The sequence below is a fragment of the Flavobacterium sp. YO12 genome (assembly GCF_004119495.1).
Lineage (GTDB): Bacteria > Bacteroidota > Bacteroidia > Flavobacteriales > Flavobacteriaceae > Flavobacterium.
Genome location: NZ_NRQU01000078.1, coordinates 1 through 19,109, shown reverse-complemented (window position 1 = coordinate 19,109; position 19,109 = coordinate 1). Strand labels below are relative to the sequence as shown.

General features: G+C 32.8%; 18 protein-coding genes. 11 read left to right on the top strand and 7 right to left on the bottom strand.

Going from position 1 to position 19,109, the window contains the following annotated elements; genetic code table 11:
• Window positions 1-38: 38 nt before the first annotated feature.
• The 4 genes from BOW55_RS18430 to BOW55_RS18415 form a co-directional block, all read right to left on the bottom strand.
• A complete protein-coding gene (locus BOW55_RS18430; RefSeq protein ID WP_129025704.1) occupies window positions 39-1,487 on the bottom strand; it encodes a serine hydrolase domain-containing protein in 1,449 nt (482 codons plus the stop codon).
• 574 nt (window positions 1,488-2,061) lie between these two features.
• Window positions 2,062-3,570 carry a serine hydrolase gene (locus tag BOW55_RS18425; RefSeq protein WP_129025702.1) on the bottom strand — a complete coding sequence of 503 codons (1,509 nt, stop codon included), beginning with the start codon at window positions 3,568-3,570 and terminating at the stop codon, window positions 2,062-2,064.
• 78 nt (window positions 3,571-3,648) lie between these two features.
• Window positions 3,649-4,443: an AraC family transcriptional regulator gene (locus tag BOW55_RS18420; RefSeq protein WP_129025700.1), complete on the bottom strand. Its 795-nt coding sequence runs from the start codon at window positions 4,441-4,443 to the stop codon at window positions 3,649-3,651.
• Window positions 4,444-4,519: 76 nt separating this feature from the next.
• Complete coding sequence (locus BOW55_RS18415; protein WP_129025698.1) at window positions 4,520-5,113, bottom strand: GNAT family N-acetyltransferase; 594 nt, start codon at window positions 5,111-5,113, stop codon at window positions 4,520-4,522.
• A 278-nt stretch (window positions 5,114-5,391) separates the two neighbouring features.
• On the opposite strand from BOW55_RS18415, the gene BOW55_RS18410 reads away from it, so the two are divergent.
• Window positions 5,392-6,735, top strand: coding sequence for an NAD(P)/FAD-dependent oxidoreductase (locus BOW55_RS18410; RefSeq protein ID WP_129025696.1), 1,344 nt, complete (start codon window positions 5,392-5,394; stop codon window positions 6,733-6,735).
• 155 nt (window positions 6,736-6,890) lie between these two features.
• Here BOW55_RS18410 and BOW55_RS18405 read toward each other — a convergent pair whose 3' ends face one another.
• Window positions 6,891-8,408 (bottom strand): helicase HerA-like domain-containing protein, encoded by a 1,518-nt coding sequence (locus BOW55_RS18405; protein WP_129025694.1) that lies wholly within the window; start codon window positions 8,406-8,408, stop codon window positions 6,891-6,893.
• A 379-nt stretch (window positions 8,409-8,787) separates the two neighbouring features.
• Here BOW55_RS18405 and BOW55_RS18400 point away from each other — a divergent pair, with 379 nt between their 5' ends.
• The 8 genes from BOW55_RS18400 (at window position 8,788) to BOW55_RS18365 (ending at window position 15,287) form a co-directional block, all read left to right on the top strand.
• Window positions 8,788-9,612: a MotA/TolQ/ExbB proton channel family protein gene (locus BOW55_RS18400; protein ID WP_089054247.1), complete on the top strand. Its 825-nt coding sequence runs from the start codon at window positions 8,788-8,790 to the stop codon at window positions 9,610-9,612.
• A gap of 58 nt (window positions 9,613-9,670) precedes the next feature.
• On the top strand, window positions 9,671-10,297 hold the full coding sequence (locus BOW55_RS18395; protein ID WP_089054246.1) for a biopolymer transporter ExbD: 627 nt from the start codon (window positions 9,671-9,673) through the stop codon (window positions 10,295-10,297).
• Between the two features lie 19 nt (window positions 10,298-10,316).
• A complete protein-coding gene (locus tag BOW55_RS18390) occupies window positions 10,317-10,871 on the top strand; it encodes a biopolymer transporter ExbD (RefSeq protein ID WP_089054245.1) in 555 nt (184 codons plus the stop codon).
• A gap of 37 nt (window positions 10,872-10,908) precedes the next feature.
• Window positions 10,909-11,712 (top strand): energy transducer TonB, encoded by an 804-nt coding sequence (locus BOW55_RS18385; RefSeq protein WP_089054244.1) that lies wholly within the window; start codon window positions 10,909-10,911, stop codon window positions 11,710-11,712.
• Window positions 11,712-11,942, top strand: a complete 231-nt coding sequence (locus tag BOW55_RS18380; RefSeq protein WP_089054243.1) for a hypothetical protein — start codon at window positions 11,712-11,714, stop codon at window positions 11,940-11,942. The genes BOW55_RS18385 and BOW55_RS18380 overlap by 1 nt, the downstream gene beginning before the upstream one ends.
• Before the next feature lie 2 nt (window positions 11,943-11,944).
• Window positions 11,945-12,868, top strand: a complete 924-nt coding sequence (locus BOW55_RS18375) for a PstS family phosphate ABC transporter substrate-binding protein (RefSeq protein ID WP_129025692.1) — start codon at window positions 11,945-11,947, stop codon at window positions 12,866-12,868.
• A 16-nt stretch (window positions 12,869-12,884) separates the two neighbouring features.
• Window positions 12,885-14,552, top strand: coding sequence for a tetratricopeptide repeat protein (locus tag BOW55_RS18370; RefSeq protein ID WP_129025690.1), 1,668 nt, complete (start codon window positions 12,885-12,887; stop codon window positions 14,550-14,552).
• 102 nt (window positions 14,553-14,654) lie between these two features.
• Window positions 14,655-15,287 (top strand): 7-carboxy-7-deazaguanine synthase QueE, encoded by a 633-nt coding sequence (locus tag BOW55_RS18365; protein WP_129025688.1) that lies wholly within the window; start codon window positions 14,655-14,657, stop codon window positions 15,285-15,287.
• Between the two features lie 82 nt (window positions 15,288-15,369).
• Here the strand turns inward: BOW55_RS18365 and BOW55_RS18360 are convergent, their stop codons facing one another.
• Entirely contained in the window at window positions 15,370-15,915 is a 546-nt protein-coding gene (locus tag BOW55_RS18360) for a YfiT family bacillithiol transferase (RefSeq protein WP_129025686.1), read from the bottom strand.
• An 18-nt stretch (window positions 15,916-15,933) separates the two neighbouring features.
• Entirely contained in the window at window positions 15,934-16,641 is a 708-nt protein-coding gene (locus tag BOW55_RS18355; RefSeq protein ID WP_129025684.1) for a bifunctional 2-polyprenyl-6-hydroxyphenol methylase/3-demethylubiquinol 3-O-methyltransferase UbiG, read from the bottom strand.
• A 74-nt stretch (window positions 16,642-16,715) separates the two neighbouring features.
• Here BOW55_RS18355 and BOW55_RS18350 point away from each other — a divergent pair, with 74 nt between their 5' ends.
• Complete coding sequence (locus BOW55_RS18350; protein WP_089054237.1) at window positions 16,716-17,210, top strand: YkgJ family cysteine cluster protein; 495 nt, start codon at window positions 16,716-16,718, stop codon at window positions 17,208-17,210.
• Window positions 17,211-17,321: 111 nt separating this feature from the next.
• Window positions 17,322-18,557 (top strand): ABC transporter permease, encoded by a 1,236-nt coding sequence (locus BOW55_RS18345; protein ID WP_129025682.1) that lies wholly within the window; start codon window positions 17,322-17,324, stop codon window positions 18,555-18,557.
• Window positions 18,558-19,109: the final 552 nt, after the last annotated feature.

Below are 19,109 nucleotides of genomic sequence, written 5' to 3'. Positions count from 1 at the left end.
AAAACAGTTTTTATGGGAAGATTTTTTTTATAATTCTATTATTTTAAAAGATCTGCTAATATCTTTTTTCCATTTTCGTTTGTTGGGTCAAGCTCTACCGCTTTTTTATAATTAGCAATGGCTGCTTTTTTATCGCCATCGGCTAAATAAGCTTCGCCTAAACTATCATAAGTATTTCCTGATTTTGGAAAAGTTTCTGCATTGATTTTAAAAACTTCTATCGCTTCTTTCTTTTTTCCAGATTGTAACAATTCATATCCAACTTGGTTCATGTCGCCTTCTTTAACAGCATACGAAGGATCATTTTTTAGTTTTTTATAAGTTTCAGTTCCACTTGCAGCTCCCTTTTCATTATAAATATCTAATAAATCTAGTGCCAGTGATTTTTTAGGCTGATTAAAGGACTGATTGTACAAAATAGCACGAATAGCTTTATTCATTTCGCCCAAAGCAGTTCCTCCCGTATTATTCAATAAAACAACCAAATTTTTATCTGCAGGAATTCGCGAAATAATAGTGTTAAATCCGTTAATTCCGCCGCCATGCTCAATAATGCTTAATTTACTGTTTTCTCCATTTGGCACTTCATAAGTAGACCATCCGTATCCGTAAAAACCATTCCAAGCTTTAATATAAGGTTTAAATAAAGATTCCATGCTTTTTGGGGTAAGCAGTTTATTTGTGTAAAGAGCCTGATCCCATAAAAATAAATCTTCTACAGTTGAGTACAGCGACCCGGCAGCGTACGGAAGACTCATATCAATATAAGGTGCATTTCTAATTGCTTTTCCTTGCTTTTCATAACCAGCCGCCCTGTTTTTTAAAATAATATCACTGTGATCGTAACCAGAATTAACCATTTTTAAAGGTGTAAAAATGATTTCTTGTAAATATTGCTCGTATGTTTTTCCTGAAATTTTCTCGATAATATAACCCAATAAAAAATAGCCGGAATTACTGTAATTGAATTTTTCGCCAGGAGTAAAATCAAGCGGAAGACTAGAAAACGTTTTTACAAACTCTTCAGGAGTATATGGATTTCGGCTTTTATCTTTAAAGAAATTAGGAAGCGATGTATAATTTGGGATTCCAGAGGTATGCGTAAGCAACTGATGAATTGTTATTTTGTCGCCGTTTGCTTTTGGGTAATCTGGTAAATACGTTGTAATAGGAACATCTAGTTTTATTTTTTCATCTTCGGCCAGTTTTACAATTAAAAGTGCCGTAAATTGTTTACTGATAGAACCCAGTCTAAATTTAGTGTCAGTTTGATTTGGAATATTCCATTCCATATTCGCAGAACCAAAACCTTTCTTAAAGATTATTTTTCCGTTTTCAGCTACTAAAGCCGAACCGTTAAATTGTCCGTACTCATTATATTTTGCTAAAAGTTGCTCGATTTGCTGTGCTTTATTCTGAGCAAAAAGGCTTACTGTAAAAAGAAGCAGCAAAGCAAAGACTGCGATTGATTTGATTGATTGTTTCATAATTAATGATAAGGATTAAGATTAATGAATAATTCGTTTTTGATTGATGATTGAAACTTTGTAACGTGTTTTATTTTAGTAAGTTGTGTTTTTGTTACAACATTTTTCAAATAAAACAGATGCCGTTAAAAGGTTAGACGATTGATTTAGATTTTGGTTTCAACATCAATCATTTTTTTTATTTTATTTCAAATCAAGACGAATTTTGAGCATAAACATAAAGATGCTATTAGAGGTTTATGCTCCTAACTAACAATTCGTTTTACCTACCATTAATTATTTTGAACTTATTTAAATTGATCTCTTGAGTGTAGTTAATTTTAACACATAGCTTTTGGTTTCTTATAAAAAGCGCTTCACTTAATTGAAATGAACATATCATGCTTATGTAAAAGAAATGTATTTCTGTTTGGATTCTTTTTCTAGACAGAAAATCGATGTTTCTACGTTTTTAAAAAAAGCATTTAGGGTCAGATGAGGTAATTACATCCAGAGAATTTTAATTATATGATTTTGCTTATCAGCAGTACTATAAGAATAAGTAGTTTGATCATAACATTTTAGAATTAAAGCATTACTTCGTTTCGATATCAATTATTTTTTGACCATTTTCACCCAAATAATGATTTACTATTTTCTCATAAACTTTGTAACCATCATCAACATTGGTAAAAATGATTAAACCCTGTTTTGTTTTTGGAAGCAAAATAAAAATAGTCTGAACACCTTTGTCAGCCCCGCCATGTGATAAAGCATAATCATTATTTCCTAAATCGTAGATTTCAAAACCAAGTCCGAAGTATTTGTTTTTCTTCGTTTCAACCTGATGTGAAGTCATGTCGTCAAAGACCTTTTTACTCAAACCCTCACTATTCATTACGCTGCATAAAAATTTACCATAATCTTCAATAGTCGTTAATAAATCATCGGCAGCATTTGCTGTTTTGTTTTGGGTTGGTTCGTAAGCATTTCCTTTATTATCATAGCCAATAGCATATCTAGAAAGATCTACTTTATCATTCCAAACCAATTGCGTGTCTGTCATTTTTAGAGGCTGAAATAGTAATTCATCCGCTAACTGATCTAGTGTTTTGTGAAACTTTTTTTCAAGAGCTTTTCGTAAATATTCTAATCCTTCGCCAGAATATTGGTATTTAGTTCCGGGCTTAAATTTAAAATCCAGCTTGCCAGATTCGTTCATAAATCTCCAATTCGGAAAACCCGTTCGATGGCTTAAGATAATTCTCGTAGTTAAAAGTTTTGTGTTCGGATCTTTTGCAATATCAGGATCCGTCCAATATTTATAAAGCGGTTCATCTAAATCCCATTTACCTGAACTTACTAATTTTAGAGTTACAATTGCAGTGATAGGTTTAGTTAAAGAGGCAACATTCCAAATGGTATTATAAGGTGCCGAAATATCTTTTTTAAGTTCGCCAAAAACCTTAATCTGTTTCAGTTTTCCCTCTGTAATAACTCCAATTCCTAAAGCTGGAATATTATTTTCTTTGAGCCATTTTTCAGTTTCCTGTTCATTGTCAAAAAGATTAGTTTTACCTGCTGTAGAGCTTGTCATTTGATGGTTATAACTCAATGATCTTGCTAGTTTCCATTCTTTGTTTTTCAACAGCCAAAGATGTGTGAATTTGGCAAAACTACCTGCTTGCTCTGGTTTTCCTGCAGTATATTCATAAAAGCGATGCGTTCCCATTTGTATAGCGCCATATAAAATGCCATTTTTAAACAACGGATAAACCTCAGTACTTCCGTCAATTAATTCTCTTCGATAATTGTATTTTCTTGTTGGGGAACAGATGCCATTTTTAAAAGTTTTTAAAAAACGAGCCTTATCCGAAATGCTGTCTTTATCGTGATAAAACTCAAAATCTTCAGTATAAAGATTTTCAAACTGTTTTACATCGCAAGTATTAAAACCAACATTAAACAAAAGACTGTCTTTTGACATAATAGTTTTGTACAACCCCGAAGTTTTATCTTCTTGGGCAAGCCCAATTTGGATTTGAAAAAGTAAAATTCCAGCTAAAAGAATTTTTAATTGAAATAAAGTGCGTTTGATTTTCATTTTGTGATTGATTGATGATTAATGATTTGGCAAAAATAATTCAAACTCGAGTTCACAAAATTGTACAAATGCGAAAACTTATCTTTTTTGTGATAAAAAATAAGAATCAGGCTTAAACATTTTTGGAGTTGTTTTCGTTACATCCTTAAACTTTTTTATAAAATGCGACTGATCAAAATACTTATTATAAAGTGCAACTTCGGTCAAACTCAGTTTTTGTACATCAATATTTATCATTTGATCTACTGATTTTCGGAACTTCAAAATCTGAATGTATTTTTTAATAGTAAGCCCGGTTGCCGTTTTAAACTTAATTTGTAATAAACGCTGGGAAGATTTTAGCTCTTGACTGATTTCCGAAACCGAAATGTCTTCTTCTTTACTTTTTACAAATTCGCAGATTTTTTCAATTGCATTTTTGTTAGGATGCAAAGCATTTAATTCTTCAAAATAAAGATTTAAAATTTTTAAAAATGCGGCAATATCAAAGTTTGTTTTAACTTCAAAAGGCAATTCTTCTGCATTAATTTTGACAATAGAATCGGCAGAATTAGTTAAATCATATTTTGGAAACATCGAAAGCGCCCAAGTATGAAGCTGAACAATGGTAACTTTTGTTTTGGGCTGAATATGAACTAAAACTTTATTGGTCATTTGCGAGCAAAAGTAAATTCCTTCGCTCATTTCGTATTTGTTTTTACTAGTGTGAACCTCAATTACATTTCCAGTTACAAATGCAAGATTAAAACAGCCGTTTGGTAAAACAAGTTTGTTCTCGATCAGGCTTTCGCCGATGCTGTTATCCAAACACCAAACTTTATTGACAAACCTTTCAGCTTTTTGACTTACGTAATGTTCGGAGTATAATTGCATTTTAGGATTTGTCTATATGGTATTTATCATCTTAAAAATCGAAGACTAAAATAAGATTTTTTCTATTACCATATATTTAAATAAACTCCCCAAAATAATCACGCTTAGTATTTTTCCATTCCTCCAAAATAATACTGTAATAAACATCGTCTTTGCTGTTTCCTTCAGAGTCGATATAATTATTTCTAAACAAGCCTTCTTTTAAAGCACCTAGTTTTTCGATAGCTCTTTGTGACTTTTCGTTTTCTAGATCTGCGCTGAATTGTATTCTTTTAAATTGAATTTCTTCAAAACCAAAATTTAGCAGTTCGTATTTGCAGGCTTTGTTTAAACCAGTTCCCTGAAAATCTGGTCCGTACCAAGTCCAGCCAATTTCACATTTTTGGCTTACGTGATTTAAATAACCGTAACGTGTACTTCCAGCAACTCTATTTGAAGCTTTATCTATAATAAGGAATGGGCAGCAAATTCCATCAGCCTTTTGTTTTAAAGTGTTTCGAATGTAACTCTCGAAATCTTGATCATTTCTAACATACATTCCCATGTATTTCCATATTTCATCATTAAAAATAATCTCTTTCAGTTCGATGTTTCTTTCATTCTCAAACGGAATTAATAATACTCTTTCGTTTTCTAGAATAATCTCTGATTGTAAGATTTCGCTGTTCATGGTTTTAATTTTAAAAGATTGATGTTAAAAAGCAGGAGCTAAAGTAATTGTTTAATTTTTTCTAATAAATCAAGTAAAATAACATTTTGTTATATTTTTAAAGTCAATCGGAGATGAGGTTTTTATAATGACGTAATCAAATGGATAGATTCACTTTTTTTAAATAAAAGATTTTAAAAACTCTTATCAAGTAGTGCGAGAGCAAATAATTCATTTATTTTAAAGCTTATGTACAATTATTACTTATTTTTACGGCCTTATATATTAGATTTTCCCTGATGCAAACTTCACTAAAAATTGCTGTTGTAGGTTCTGGACTTGTTGGATCGCTGTTGGCAATTTATCTTAAAAAAGCAGGTCACACCGTTCATGTCTATGATCGAAGCCCTGACATTCGCAAAATAAATTTCTCTGGTCGTTCTATTAATCTGGCAATGTCTAACCGTGGTTGGAAAGCGCTCGATGCAGTAGGAGTTGGTGATGCAGTTCGAGAAATTGCAATTCCGATGGACAAACGTGCAATTCATTTGGTTGATAAACTCAATTTTCAGAATTACGGTCAAGAAGGCGAATCAATTTATTCGATCTCAAGAGGGAAACTAAATCGCGAAATGATTGATTTGGCCGAAAATGCTGGAGCTGAATTTCATTTTGAGCAAAAAATATGGGATGTAACGCTGAGTGATGCAACTTTGCATATTGGCGAAAGTGAAAGAGGCGAGTGGGAAGAGCGAAAATATGATATGGTTTTTGGTGCCGATGGTGCTTTTTCGAGAATCCGCCACAGAATGCAGCGTCAAAGCATGTTTAATTATTCGCAAGAATTTTTAAATATGGGTTATAAAGAATTGAATATTCCAGCAAATGCTGATGGAACACACAAATTAGATAAAAATTCTTTTCATATTTGGCCGCGAGGCGAGTATATGTTGATTGCGCTTCCTAATCTTGACGGAAGTTTTACTTGTACTTTATTTATGCCTTTTGAAGGTGAAAACTCATTTGCATCATTAACAGATCGCAAAATGGTAGAAGATTTCTTTGAGAAAAACTTTCCAGATTCAATCGAAGTAATTCCAGAACTGGCAAATGATTTCTTTAAAAATCCAACCAGTACTTTGGTAACCATGAAATGTTTTCCGTGGACATACGAAGATAAAATCGCTTTGATTGGAGATGCCTGTCACGCTATTGTTCCGTTTTACGGACAAGGTATGAATGCTGGTTTTGAGGATATTACGGTTTTGAATGAGATGATGGAAAAATTTGGAGACGACTGGAAAAAGATTTTCTCAGAATATCAAATTTCAAGAAAACCAAATGCAGATGCCATTGCCGAACTTTCATACCGAAATTTCATGGAGATGAGTACCAAAACGGCAGATGAAAAATTCTTATTGCAAAAGAAGATTGAAAAAGTCTTTTCAGATAAACACCCAGAAAAATGGATTCCGCTTTACAGCCGAGTTACTTTTAGTGATCGCCCTTATGCTGAAGCTTTGGCAATAGGAGATTTCCAAAACGGAATTATGGAAGAAGTTTTAAAACTCGATAATATCGAAAATATCTGGAACACTCCTGAGGTTGAGAATAAAATTCTGGAGCTGTTGCAAAACGGATAATTTTTTAAACCATATAAGTGATATAAGTTAATGTAATGCATTACATATAGTAAACCCGACAGGTTTTTAAAACCTGTCGGGTTTGATTTTTATATACTCAATGAGTTCGACCTATAAATTAAATGAACTTACATCACTTATATGGTTTAATATTTTTACTTTTTAAAGATTTTACTCAAAACGCCAAAAACACCTCTTATAAAGGTAGCACTGGTTACAACTTTCAAAACAGATTTTGTAACTACTTCTGTAGTGCTTGGTCCTGCTTTTGAAGATTTTGTTGGTGTTTGCTCTTCTTGTTCGGCAGCAGCTTGAGTTGCGTCTTCAATTTTTTTGGTTAGAATTTCATAAGCACTTTCGCGGTCAATTTCTTCACTATATTTCTTAACGAGTTTAGATTTGGCGTTTATTTCTTCGATTTCCTCCGCAGATAATATATCCATTCGGCTCATTGGTGCGCGCATCATAGTTGCAACAAGCGGCGTCGGAATACCTTTTTCGTTCAAAGCGGTAACTAAAGCCTCTCCAATTCCCAAACTTGTCAATAATTCATCCGTTTTATAATAGTCCGAAGTTGGATAATTATCGGCAGTCTTTTTTATCGCTTGGCGATCATTTGCTGTAAAAGCCCTAAGTGCATGCTGAATCTTTAATCCTAATTGTGCCAAAACTCCGCTTGGAACGTCCATTGGGTTTTGTGTAACAAAATAAACACCAACACCTTTAGAACGAATTAACTTTACAATAGTTTCGATTTGTTCTAGAAGTGCTTTGCTTGCTTCATTGAAAATTAAATGTGCTTCATCGATAAAAATGACTAATTCAGGTTGTTCTGAATCTCCTTTTTCTGGCATTTTTTGATAAATTTCAGCTAAAAGACTTAACATGAAAGTCGAGAACAATTTTGGTTTATCCTGAATATCCGTTAAACGAATGATATTTACGTAACCTTTACCGTTTTCATCTATTCGCATTAAATCGTCAGTCTCAAAAGACAATTCCCCAAAAAACAAATCACCGCCTTGTTGTTCCAGTTCAATTATCTTGCGTAGAATTGTTCCAGTTGTTGCCGTTGAAATCTTGCCATAATTTGCTGCGATTTCATCTTTACCCTCTTCCGTGATATAATTGATTACTTTTTTAATGTCCTTTAAATCCAATAAAGGCATTTGGTTATCATCGCAATATTTAAAGATTACTGCGACAACGCCTGCCTGAGTATCATTTAAATCTAAAATCCTTGAGAATAAAACAGGTCCAAATTCAGATACCGTAGCACGTAAACGAACTCCGTCTTGTTTAGATAATGACATTAATTCAACAGGAAATGCCGCTACATTATAAGGTACATTTATTTTGGCATGACGTTCCGTAATAAAACCTTCTTCTTTTCCTTCTTTAGCAATACCACTGAAATCACCTTTAATATCCATCATTAAAACAGGTATTCCAGCATTTGATAACTGTTCAGAGAAAACCTGGATTGTTTTAGTTTTTCCTGTTCCAGTTGCACCTGCAATTAGTCCGTGGCGGTTTAAAGTCTTTAAAGGGATCTTGACATGAGCTTCTGCTATCGCTTCTCCGTCTAAAATGGCGCCTCCAAGTGTGATTGTATCGCCTTTTGCTGAATAACCGCTATTTATTTCTTGAATGAAATTATCTTTTTTATTCATGTTTTTATTTGTAATTTAGATGATTATAAAGGTTTTGTTTGTGTTTTAACAGTTTAAACGCGGTTTTTTTAGTAAGAAAAAGCGGTTTTTGATTGAAAAGTACATAAAAAATAATTTCGCAGTTTTTTAAGAAGATTTTAAAGGAATGTTTGAATATTTACTAAAACGTTGTAATTTTTTTATAATTCGCCCTTTTTTTTGTTTTATCATAAAAACAATGCCTGCAAATTAATGCGATATTTTTTGTTTTGACGTTAAATTTGCTTCAATAAAATTAAAAAAAGTTTTTTTATTTAAACTAAAAATATAAATTTGCTCCTCTACAAGTTAAATATAACTAAAAAATAAAAATTATTTAAAACTATTAAAATTAAAAAAAATGGCAAACGTTAAAGTTAAAAAAGAAAGCACTTCAAACGGAGGAGGAATGATTACTGGAATCATTATTGTAGCGTGTATTTTAGTTGGGGTGTTTATTTGGAAAGTAATCATGGGTAGCCCTGCTAACTTCGAGGGAGGTAACCCAGAGACAGGTCACCCAATCAATACTCTAGGTATGGTATACAAAGGAGGTTTCATTGTACCAGTATTATTAGGTATGCTTTTAATGGTTGTTGTTTTTTCTATTGAAAGATTCATTGTTATCGGTAAAGCAGCTGGAAAAGCTAACTTAGATAAATTTATGAAAAGCGTTCAAGGAAGTATTAAAGAAGGAAACATCGAGGCTGCTATCGCTTCATGTGACAAACAACAAGGTTCAGTTGCAAATGCAATTAAATCTGCTTTGATTAAATATCAAGATGTTAAAAAAGAAGGATTCAACAGCGAAGAAGCTTCAGAAGTAATCCACAAAGAAATCGAAGAGGCAACTTCATTAGAAATGCCAATGTTAGAGAAAAACATGACTATCATCTCTACTTTAGTATCATTAGGAACTTTAGGAGGATTATTAGGAACAGTATCTGGTATGATTAAAGCGTTTGGTGCGTTAGCTTCTGCTGGAACTCCAGATCAAGCTGCTCTTGCAACAGGTATCTCTGAGGCACTTATCAACACTGCAACAGGTATCTCGACTTCTATCTTTGCAATTGTTTCTTACAACTTCTTTACAGCTAAAATTGACGATTTAACTTACTCTATCGATGAGGCAGGTACTACAATCGTAAACACTTACAGAAAATTCAGAGGAAGCTTGAAGCAATAATTAGTTTTTAATTATTACTATAATTACAATTAATTATTTCACAATAAAATAAAAGAGAATGGCTAAAATAAAAATGAAAAAAAAGTCATCATCGACAGATATGACTGCCATGTGTGATGTTGCGTTCCTTTTGCTTACGTTCTTTATTTTGACCGCTACTGCTAAGGTGCCTGAAGCATTGCCTGTTGATATGCCTTCTTCTACTGTACAAAGTAAATTACCAGATTCTGATTTGGCAATTATTACCATTGGTAAAGGAGCAGACGGAAAGAGCAAAGTGTTCTTTGATATCAAAGGAAGAGAGCTTCGTAAAAGAAGTCTTGAAGGTATGGGTGCAAAATTAGGCGTGACTTTTTCAGAAGATGATAAAGAGAAATTTGCTTTAATGGATGACTTTGGTGTTCCTTTAGCAAGTTTAAAGCAAATCATCGACATGAAAGCTGCTGATAGAACGAAAGCAAATCAACCTGGAATTCCAATCGATTCTTTGGATAATCAATTAAAAGAGTGGCTTCTTGTTTCAAGAAGAGCTGCAATTGATCTTGATGATAAAGAATTGCAGATTGCAATTAAAGGAGATGCAAAAGAAGAGTATCCTAAAATCAAAAAGATTATGGATATTTTACAAGATCAAAAAATCAATTCCTTTAACTTAGTTACAGGTATGAGAGGAAAAGACTTTTAATTAAAAAAGATACACTAAAATGGCTGAATTAAATACCGGCGACGGTGGTGGCGGAAAAGGTGGTAAAGTAAGAAGTAAAAAGCAGAATTCAAAAGTCGATTTAACGGCAATGGTGGATTTGGCATTCTTATTGATCACATTCTTTATGTTAACCACATCGTTGTCAAAACCTCAATCGATGGATTTGTCTCTGCCAGATAAAGATCCGGATGATAAAACACCTCCTGTTAAAGTAGATGAAAATCGTACGATGACAGTAATGTTAGGTGAGAACAATAAAATGGTTTATTATATGGGATTATTGGCAACTCCTAAAGTTGGTCCAAAAGATATTGCATACGGTAAAGACGGTATTCGTAGAGAATTATTAAAGCAAAAGAAAGAAGTATTAGCTTATTCTGCAGCTTTAGGAAAACCTAAGAATGGAATTATAGTAATCATCAAACCAACTAAAAAATCAAATTATCGTAATTTGGTTGATATGTTAGATGAGATGGCTATTACAGGAGTTGATACTTATGCTATTGTTCCAGAGTTTACGCCAGAGGAAACAAAATTGATAGATAAACAATAATTGTTGTCTTGTTTGAACATCCTAATAATCAAGAAAAATGAAATTAGATATTATAAAAAATCAGTGGCTTGATATCGTATTCGAAGGACGTAATAAGATATATGGTGCATATGAGCTAAGAAAAGCAAACGGTAAAACTACGGTAAAAGCACTTATCATAGGTTCTGTTATTTTCAGTTTAGCTGTTGCTGCTCCTCTTATTGCTAGCTTTTTGCCAGATTCTAGTACAGAAGATGCGAATACAGATATTAAAATTGCAACAGTAAAATTACCTCCTAAGAAAAAAGAAGAGGTAAAACCAAATGAACCGCCACCACCACCACCACCACCAAAAGTGGATCAGGTTAAGTTTGTGAAGCCGGTTGTTGCTAAAGCGAATGAAGTAACTGAAGATCCTCCAAAAATTGAGGAACTTAAAGACAAAAAAGTTGGAGCAGAAACTATCAAAGGAGATCCAGACGCAGTTTTAACTGTTGATGAGCCAGTAGGTAAAGGTCCAGTTTCTCAGGTAGTAGAAGAAGATAACAGTGTATATAACACAGCTGGTATCGAAGTAAAACCTGATTTCCCTGGAGGAATGGAGAAATTCTACAAATTCGTAGGAAACAATTATAAAACTCCAGAAGAAGAAGGTTTAAAAGGTAAAGTTTACGTTACTTTTGTAGTTGAAAAAGACGGTTCATTAACCGACATTAAAGTTTTAAGGGATATCGGTTACGGTACAGGAGCAGAAGCAATTCGTGTTCTTAAAAAATGTCCAAAATGGACTCCTGGCGAGCAAAATGGTAAAAAAGTTAGGGTTCTTTACTCTCTGCCTATTACTATTCAATCTGCAGAATAATGTTAAAAGATATGCTTAATAATATTCAGAAGAAATCGCTCAAAGAGCGATTTCTTCTTGTTTTAGGAATACTGTTTTTTTTAATATATCTTGTGCTTGGTTTAATGATCATGTTTTGGGAAAAACTTCCTTTAGACATGGAACCAAAATACAGATATGCTTTTGGCGGATTGCTTATCGTTTATTCAGCAATACGTTTTTTAAGATTAATTAATTCAAACGCAGAATAATTATGCTGAAATATAGTAAGTTTTTAGGTCTGGTGGTTTTTGTTTTTTTGTTTGCCATGTGCAACCAAAAAAGTAAGAATGAGTCTGGTAAAGAAACAATTTTGAAAGGGTCGTTAGATATTGCAGTTGACGAAACGGTGAAGCCGATCGTTGATGATCAGGTGGCTGTTTTTGAAGGTACTTATTATGGCGCTAAAATCAATGTTAAGCCAGAATCTGAAGCAGAGGTAATAAATGATTTGTTAAATCAGAAAACTAAAGTTGCAGTAACGGCAAGAAATTTGTCCCAAGAAGAACTTGCAAGGTTTGAAAAAAGTAAAATAAAACCTCGTGTAACTCCTTTTGCAACTGATGCAATCGCTTTTATTAAGAGCAAAAACAATAATGATACATTAATTGCGTTGAAAACGGTAATTGATTTTATGCAGGGTAATTCTAATACAGGAATTAAAGGTCTTGTATTTGATAATCCAAATTCTAGTACAGTTCGATTTATGAAAGAATTGGCTAAAGTTAAAAATGTTCCTTCACAAAACGTTTTTTCATTCAAAACAAATGAGGAAGTAATTAAGTTTGTTTCTGAAAATGACGGAATGATTGGTGTAGTGGGAGTTAATTGGTTGTCACAGCCGTCTCCAAGTATGGTTGACATTGTGAAAAAGATTAATGTTTTAAGCGTAAAAGGATTAAACAGTAATGAATATTACAGTCCAACACAAAATGATCTTGCGGAAGTAAAGTATCCTTTGGCACGTGAATTGTTTATTATAAACTGTCAAGGATATAATGGCTTAGGAATGGGCTTTGGTTCGTTTATTGCCGGAGATATTGGACAGCGAATAGTTTTAAAATCAGGATTGTTACCGATAAAAACACCTGGTAGAAAACTTCAAATAAGAAATGAACTTTTAAAAGATAACGAATAAATTAATTACACTAAAGATGAATAAATTTAAAATTTTCAGTCTTGCATTTGTTGCATCAGCTTCTGTTGTAAAAGCGCAAGATGTTAAAGAAGCTAAGAAGGCAGTTGATGCTGAGCAATTTCAAAAAGCAAAATCATTGCTTAAATCAATTATCAAAGATAAACCGTCTGATGGTGAAGCAGATTTCATTTTAGGAAACGTATACTTAAATCAAGGAGTTGCTGATTCTGCTAAAATTTATTATTCAAAAGGAATTGAAGCATCAGATAAGAAAAACTTAAACTATATTGGTTTAGGGCAATTAGAACTAGATAATAAAAATACTGCTGGAGCTCAAGCTAATTTTACATTGGCTACTAAAGATATGAAACGTAAAGATGTAGATGAGTTTATCTACATTGGTAAAGCATATACTAATTCAGTTAATCCTGATTATACAAACGCTGTTGCTAGTTTGAAAAAAGCATTGTTGATCGATCCTCAAAATGCAAGTGCACTTTTGGCTATTGGTGATGCTTATTATGGAGCTAATAATCAAAATGAAGCTTACAAAGCTTACCGTGATGCTTTTACAGCAGATCCTACACTTTTGAGAGCTAAAATGCAATTAGGAGTTTTATTAAAAGGAGCAAAATCATACGATGAAGCGATTAAATCTTTTAATGAAGTTATCGCTTTGAATCCAAATTATGGTCCAGTTTATAGAGAGTTAGCAGAGACTTACTACAAATGGGGAAGAAATAAACCTTCTACAGCAAAAGTTAACTTACAGCATGCAATAACAAACTATGAGAAATACTTAAGCTTAACAGATTATTCTTTAGATTCTAAAATGCGTCACGCAGATTTCTTAATCTTGGTAAAAGATTATAAAAGCTTAGAAACTGTTGCTAATAAAATGATCGCTGAAGACAAAGTTAATCCTAGAATTTTTAGATATTTAGGTTATGCAGCTTATGAAAACGGAAATGTTGAAGTGGCAATTAAATCTCTAGAAGACTACGTTAAAGTTCCTACCAATAAAGTTATTGGAAGTGATTATATGTATTTAGGTTTGTCTAAAATTAAAAAAGGAACAAATGCTGAAGGTGCAGTAGATCAGGCTTCATTTGATGCTGGTATTGCTGATATTAAAAAGGCAGTTGAATTAGAGCCATTAGTAGTTGAAGAACTAAACGAATTAGGAAAAGGATTGTTTGGTAAAAAACAATTTGCACAAGCAGCAGCTATTTTTGAATTTGGTGCTCTTAATAAAGAATCTAAAAATTATTTAGATGATAATGTTTATTATGGTATTTCAGTTTACTATGCAAACGCAAATAAAACTAATGGAGCAGCTGATGCAGCTCAATTAGCTAAAGCAGAAGAAGCTTTTGATAGAATTTTAGTTGCTTCTCCAACTTATGATGAAGCTTACTTATATAAAGGTAGAATCAACAACTTGTTAGAGAAAGATGATTTAATTATCAAAAACTACGAAGAATATATCACAAGAACTACTGCAAAAGGAGCTGATGAATTAGCAAAACCTGCTACAGTGAAAAAAATGATTGAGGCTTACAACAGCATTGGTGCAAGTTATGCTAATACTGATAAAGTAAAAGCAGTTGAATATTTCAATAAAACTTTAGTTTTAGATCCTGCAAACGCTTACGCTTCGCAATCAGTGAAAGCTTTAAAATAATATAGCTTTAAAGTAATTTATAAAACCCGATAGTTCAAAGTGGACTATCGGGTTTTTTTGTTCCGTATTTAATTGACTATCTTTGCACTTTAAATTAGAATAATGTTATCAAAAGAAATACAATTAGAAGTAAATAAAGGAGCAATGCTGCCTTTGATGGAAGAATTTTATACCATTCAAGGAGAAGGATTTCATACCGGTACTGCTGCTTACTTCATTAGAATTGGAGGTTGTGATGTTGGGTGTCATTGGTGTGATGTAAAAGAAAGTTGGAATGCAGAATTACATCCGCCAACAGGTATTGATGTAATTGTTAATAATGCTTCTACATATGCAAACACGGTTGTTGTGACTGGTGGAGAGCCTTTGACTTGGGATATGACATTGTTGACGAGTAAGCTGAAGGAGAAAAATCTTAGAGTTCATATTGAAACTTCTGGAGCGTATCCGTTATCAGGAACTTGGGATTGGATTTGTCTTTCGCCTAAAAAGAATAAACTGCCAACTCAAGATGTTTATGAAAATGCTCATGAGTTAAAGGTGATTATTTATAATAAGCATGATTTTATTTTTGCAGAAGAACAAGCTGAGCTGGTAAATGATAATGCAATCTTGTTTTTACAGCCAGAATGGAGTAAGAAAGAAGAAATGACACCTCTTATTGTAGATTATGTTATGAATAATCCAAAATGGAGAGTTTCATTACAAACGCATAAGTATCTAAATATACCATAAATAGAAAAATCTCTTCGCATGAAGAGATTTTTTTTGCTTTACAATGATTATTGTTTTGTCTATTGAAAAAGTAAATAATTACTTAATTCCAGTTTTTGTGTTTTTTCAATGCTATGATATGATTTAAATGATGGTTTCCGTGCCAGGCATACATTCCAATAATTTGCTTGATTCTATATTCAGAATTGTTTTCAGGATGAATGAAGGATTTTTCAAGATCAAGTTCCGATAAGTTTTTCATGATATAGGTCAATCTATAGTGTAATGCTTGCAGTAAATTTAATGATGGTTCGATAGGCATCGTCTTGCTGTCGGGCAGATCAGACCACAGCGTTTCATCATAAGCTTTTATAACAGGATTGTTTTCTGTTAAAGCCCATTTGATTCTAATATAGCAATTCATATGGCTTTCTGCACAATGATGAATTACTTGGCGAACAGTCCATCCTTCAGGTCGATATGGCGTATCCAGTTGTTCGTCGTTTAGATGAATCGTTTCTTGTTTTAATCTTTCGGGAAAAGTTGCAATTTCCTCAATTTTATGAGAAATATATTCAGGTGTATAAGTGTCGGGAATTGTAAATTTACCTATAGGATATTTTAATTTTTCTAGATCTAAATTTTCCATTGGTCAAAATCGTTTAAGTTATAGAGTAAGTTTAGCTAAATAGTCGTAATGATCTCCTTCCAAAACTAATTCGCATTTTAGTCCATTTGCATTGGCGGCATTTTGAAGTGTGTTGTAATCTAAGTACAGCCAGTCAAAAGTATCTTCTTTTTCTCCCTTATAAGATATATTAAAAGTCAGTTCTCCGTAATAATCATTATTTGAAGGGATCCATTTTCCTCCGTCTTCATCTTCGTCAAACATATATATAATATCTGAACTGTCAAGTAAAATTTGTCCAGACGGATTTAAGAGCGATTTTAACTTGTTTAAGTAATTGTTGCAATTTTCTAATTTTCCAAAAATGCCGGTTCCATTCATTAATAAAATAATCGTGTCAAATTTTTCTCCTTCAAAATCTAGAATATTTTGAACATGAGCATTTCTTAATCCGCGTAATTTGCAAGTCTCAATTGCTTTTTCCGAAATATCGATGGAAGTAACATCTAAATTGCGGTCATTTTGTAATGACAAACTATGGCTTCCGGCACCGCATCCTACGTCTAATGTTTTTCCATAAGCTAATTGCAATGCTTTTTGTTCTAATTTCGGCATTTCGTTATAAGAACGGAATAAATATTCAATGCTCATTTCGTCTTCTTCAGAAATTGAAGTTTCAGTTATAATATCTTCCGGAGAATTATTGGTTTGGAAATCGTAGATCGCTTTCCCAAAAAGATCTTTCATTGTATTTTAGTTCAAAGTTTGAGGTTTCAAGTTTAAAGTTGTTTAATTTTGCCGATCAACTTTAAATTTTAAACTTGAAACAAATTTTAAATAACTTAAATAAGTTAGCCAAAGATAAGCATATCGAAAACAAAAAGTATTTCGATAAGCTTAAAAAGAAGCAGCCGAAGAATTTAGATTATGTAATGCAGGATTTGCATGATGCAGAGTTTAAAAAAACGGATTGTTTACAGTGTGCTAATTGTTGTAAAACAACGGGGCCTTTATTTACTTTGGCTGATATTGAAAGAATCTCAAAATCATTTAGACAAAAGCCACAGCAGTTTATTGATCAATACCTTCGAATTGATGAAGATAAAGACTATGTTTTGAAAAGTGTTCCCTGTACTTTTTTAGATAATGAAAATTATTGTATGATATATGATGTTCGACCAAAAGCATGTAGAGAATTTCCGCATACAGATCGTAAAAAGTTTCATCAAATCTCAGATCTTACATTAAAAAATGTTGCTATTTGTCCCGCGGCCTACAATATTGTAGAGGAAATGAAGAAAAAACTTCCGCTGTAAAGAGTAGGAAGTTGTTTAGTGTTTTTGAATTATTCATTTTCGTTTTTTTAAACGTATTTTTGAATAATTAGAATAAGAAAAAAATTAAACGTTTAAATACGAACTGATAAATTGAATTTAGAATATTTTATAGCCAAAAGACTTATAACTGCCAAAGATTATAAAAGCAGTATATCGGCACCTATTATTAAGATTGCTATTTCTGCTATTGCAATTGGAATGATCATGATGATTATTTCTGTCGCGACAGGAATTGGTTTGCAGCAGAAGATACGTGAAAAAGTTTCAATGTTTAATGGGCAGATAATAATTTCTAATTTAGATAATAATAACTCTGAAGCAACCTTGACCCCAATTTTAAAGACTCAGAGTTTTTATCCAAATTTTAAATCGGTTCCGGAGGTTAGTCATATTCAAGCCGTGGCCAGTAAAGCTGGAATTATTAGAACAGAAAATGCTTTTGAAGGAATTATTTTTAAAGGCGTTGGAGCAGATTATAAATGGGAGAACTTAAAAGAATATTTGGTTGAAGGACATTTGCCGGATTTTTCAAAAGAAATAAATGAAGACGTTATTATTTCGAAGTTTTTGGCTAACAGGCTTAATTTAAAATTAGGAGATAGTTTTAATACCTTTTTTATAAAAGAAGAAGAGGGAAAATTGCCAAACAGTCGTCGATTTAAAATTGTGGGTATATTTACTTCGGGATTTCAGGATTTTGACGCTACTTATATATTAGGAGATATTCGACATATTCAGCGAATTAATAAATGGTCGCCCAACCAGATAGGAGCATTTGAAGTTTTTGTGAAAGATTTTAGTAAAATTAAAGAAACCGGTAATCAAATCTATGAACAAATACCGCCAAACTTAGATGCGAAAACAATAACAGATAAATATAGTTATATTTTTGATTGGCTTCAGTTGTTCGATTTTAACATAGTTGTCATTCTTGGTATAATGATTTTGGTGGCGACTATAAATATGGTTGTAGCATTGTTGGTTCTTATTTTGGAGCGCACACAAATGATTGGAATTTTAAAAGCTTTAGGTGCGAATAACTGGGTTGTTCGAAGAGTTTTTCTGTACAATGCGTTTTACTTAATAGTTAGAGGATTGTTTTGGGGTAATTTAATTGGAATTGCCCTGTTGTTAATTCAGCAGCAGTTCGGGGTTGTTCAGCTTAATCCAGAGAACTATTACGTGAATCAGGCACCGGTGTATTTAAATTGGGGATATATTGTATTGTTAAACTTGTTGACGATTTCAGTTTGTTTTCTTGTATTAATAGTGCCTTCGTATTTGATTACAAAGATTTCTCCTGTAAAAGCTATTCGGTATGACTAGTTCCTAATTGGCTTTAGAAAACAAACCCGACAAATTCTAAGAATTTGTCGGGTTTGTTTTTTACACATATATATGTATAGGATTAATCAAATTCCAATTTTCTGTAGAGACGCACAGCTGTGTATCTTATGCGCACCGAAGACATAATATTTTATAATCTATATAGTAATGTCAGGCTGAGCGAAGTTGAAGTTCTTTTAAGTTTAAAATTTTAATAAGGAGCTTAATCCCGCTATCCGTTACAATCTTTTTACGGCAAACCCTGCCGCAAAAAGGATTTTCACTTCTATCGGGGCTATGGGGGCAGTTTTCAGAAGAAAATATGAGGAAAAAACGAAATCGCAGAAGAAAAACCAGGCTCCCGGGGATTAAAAAGGGCGGAAGCGGTGCTTTCAGGCTTTGATTTCTCTTCAGTAAAGTGCCTTTAAGACTGAAAACTCCTCAAAATAGGAGTTGGAAAAAGGTCGAAAAATAAAGAAAGTGCAGTGAAACGAGGAAAAACCGCACAAGTATTGAAAAAAAGTTGATCTGTAAGTAATCTGTTATCAGTTA

What these genes read in the sequence shown, in the direction of transcription:
- BOW55_RS18415 (WP_129025698.1), bottom strand. Translation starts at nt 5,113, where the DNA reads ATGAACAGCGAAATCTTACAATCAGAGATTATTCTAGAAAACGAAAGA.
- BOW55_RS18365 (WP_129025688.1), top strand. Translation starts at nt 14,655, where the DNA reads ATGTTATCAAAAGAAATACAATTAGAAGTAAATAAAGGAGCAATGCTG.
- BOW55_RS18355 (WP_129025684.1), bottom strand. Translation starts at nt 16,641, where the DNA reads ATGAAAGATCTTTTTGGGAAAGCGATCTACGATTTCCAAACCAATAAT.
- BOW55_RS18385 (WP_089054244.1), top strand. Translation starts at nt 10,909, where the DNA reads ATGAAATTAGATATTATAAAAAATCAGTGGCTTGATATCGTATTCGAA.
- BOW55_RS18375 (WP_129025692.1), top strand. Translation starts at nt 11,945, where the DNA reads ATGCTGAAATATAGTAAGTTTTTAGGTCTGGTGGTTTTTGTTTTTTTG.
- BOW55_RS18400 (WP_089054247.1), top strand. Translation starts at nt 8,788, where the DNA reads ATGGCAAACGTTAAAGTTAAAAAAGAAAGCACTTCAAACGGAGGAGGA.
- BOW55_RS18405 (WP_129025694.1), bottom strand. Translation starts at nt 8,408, where the DNA reads ATGAATAAAAAAGATAATTTCATTCAAGAAATAAATAGCGGTTATTCA.
- BOW55_RS18370 (WP_129025690.1), top strand. Translation starts at nt 12,885, where the DNA reads ATGAATAAATTTAAAATTTTCAGTCTTGCATTTGTTGCATCAGCTTCT.
- BOW55_RS18380 (WP_089054243.1), top strand. Translation starts at nt 11,712, where the DNA reads ATGTTAAAAGATATGCTTAATAATATTCAGAAGAAATCGCTCAAAGAG.
- BOW55_RS18395 (WP_089054246.1), top strand. Translation starts at nt 9,671, where the DNA reads ATGGCTAAAATAAAAATGAAAAAAAAGTCATCATCGACAGATATGACT.
- BOW55_RS18430 (WP_129025704.1), bottom strand. Translation starts at nt 1,487, where the DNA reads ATGAAACAATCAATCAAATCAATCGCAGTCTTTGCTTTGCTGCTTCTT.
- BOW55_RS18390 (WP_089054245.1), top strand. Translation starts at nt 10,317, where the DNA reads ATGGCTGAATTAAATACCGGCGACGGTGGTGGCGGAAAAGGTGGTAAA.
- BOW55_RS18360 (WP_129025686.1), bottom strand. Translation starts at nt 15,915, where the DNA reads ATGGAAAATTTAGATCTAGAAAAATTAAAATATCCTATAGGTAAATTT.
- BOW55_RS18425 (WP_129025702.1), bottom strand. Translation starts at nt 3,570, where the DNA reads ATGAAAATCAAACGCACTTTATTTCAATTAAAAATTCTTTTAGCTGGA.
- BOW55_RS18420 (WP_129025700.1), bottom strand. Translation starts at nt 4,443, where the DNA reads ATGCAATTATACTCCGAACATTACGTAAGTCAAAAAGCTGAAAGGTTT.
- BOW55_RS18410 (WP_129025696.1), top strand. Translation starts at nt 5,392, where the DNA reads ATGCAAACTTCACTAAAAATTGCTGTTGTAGGTTCTGGACTTGTTGGA.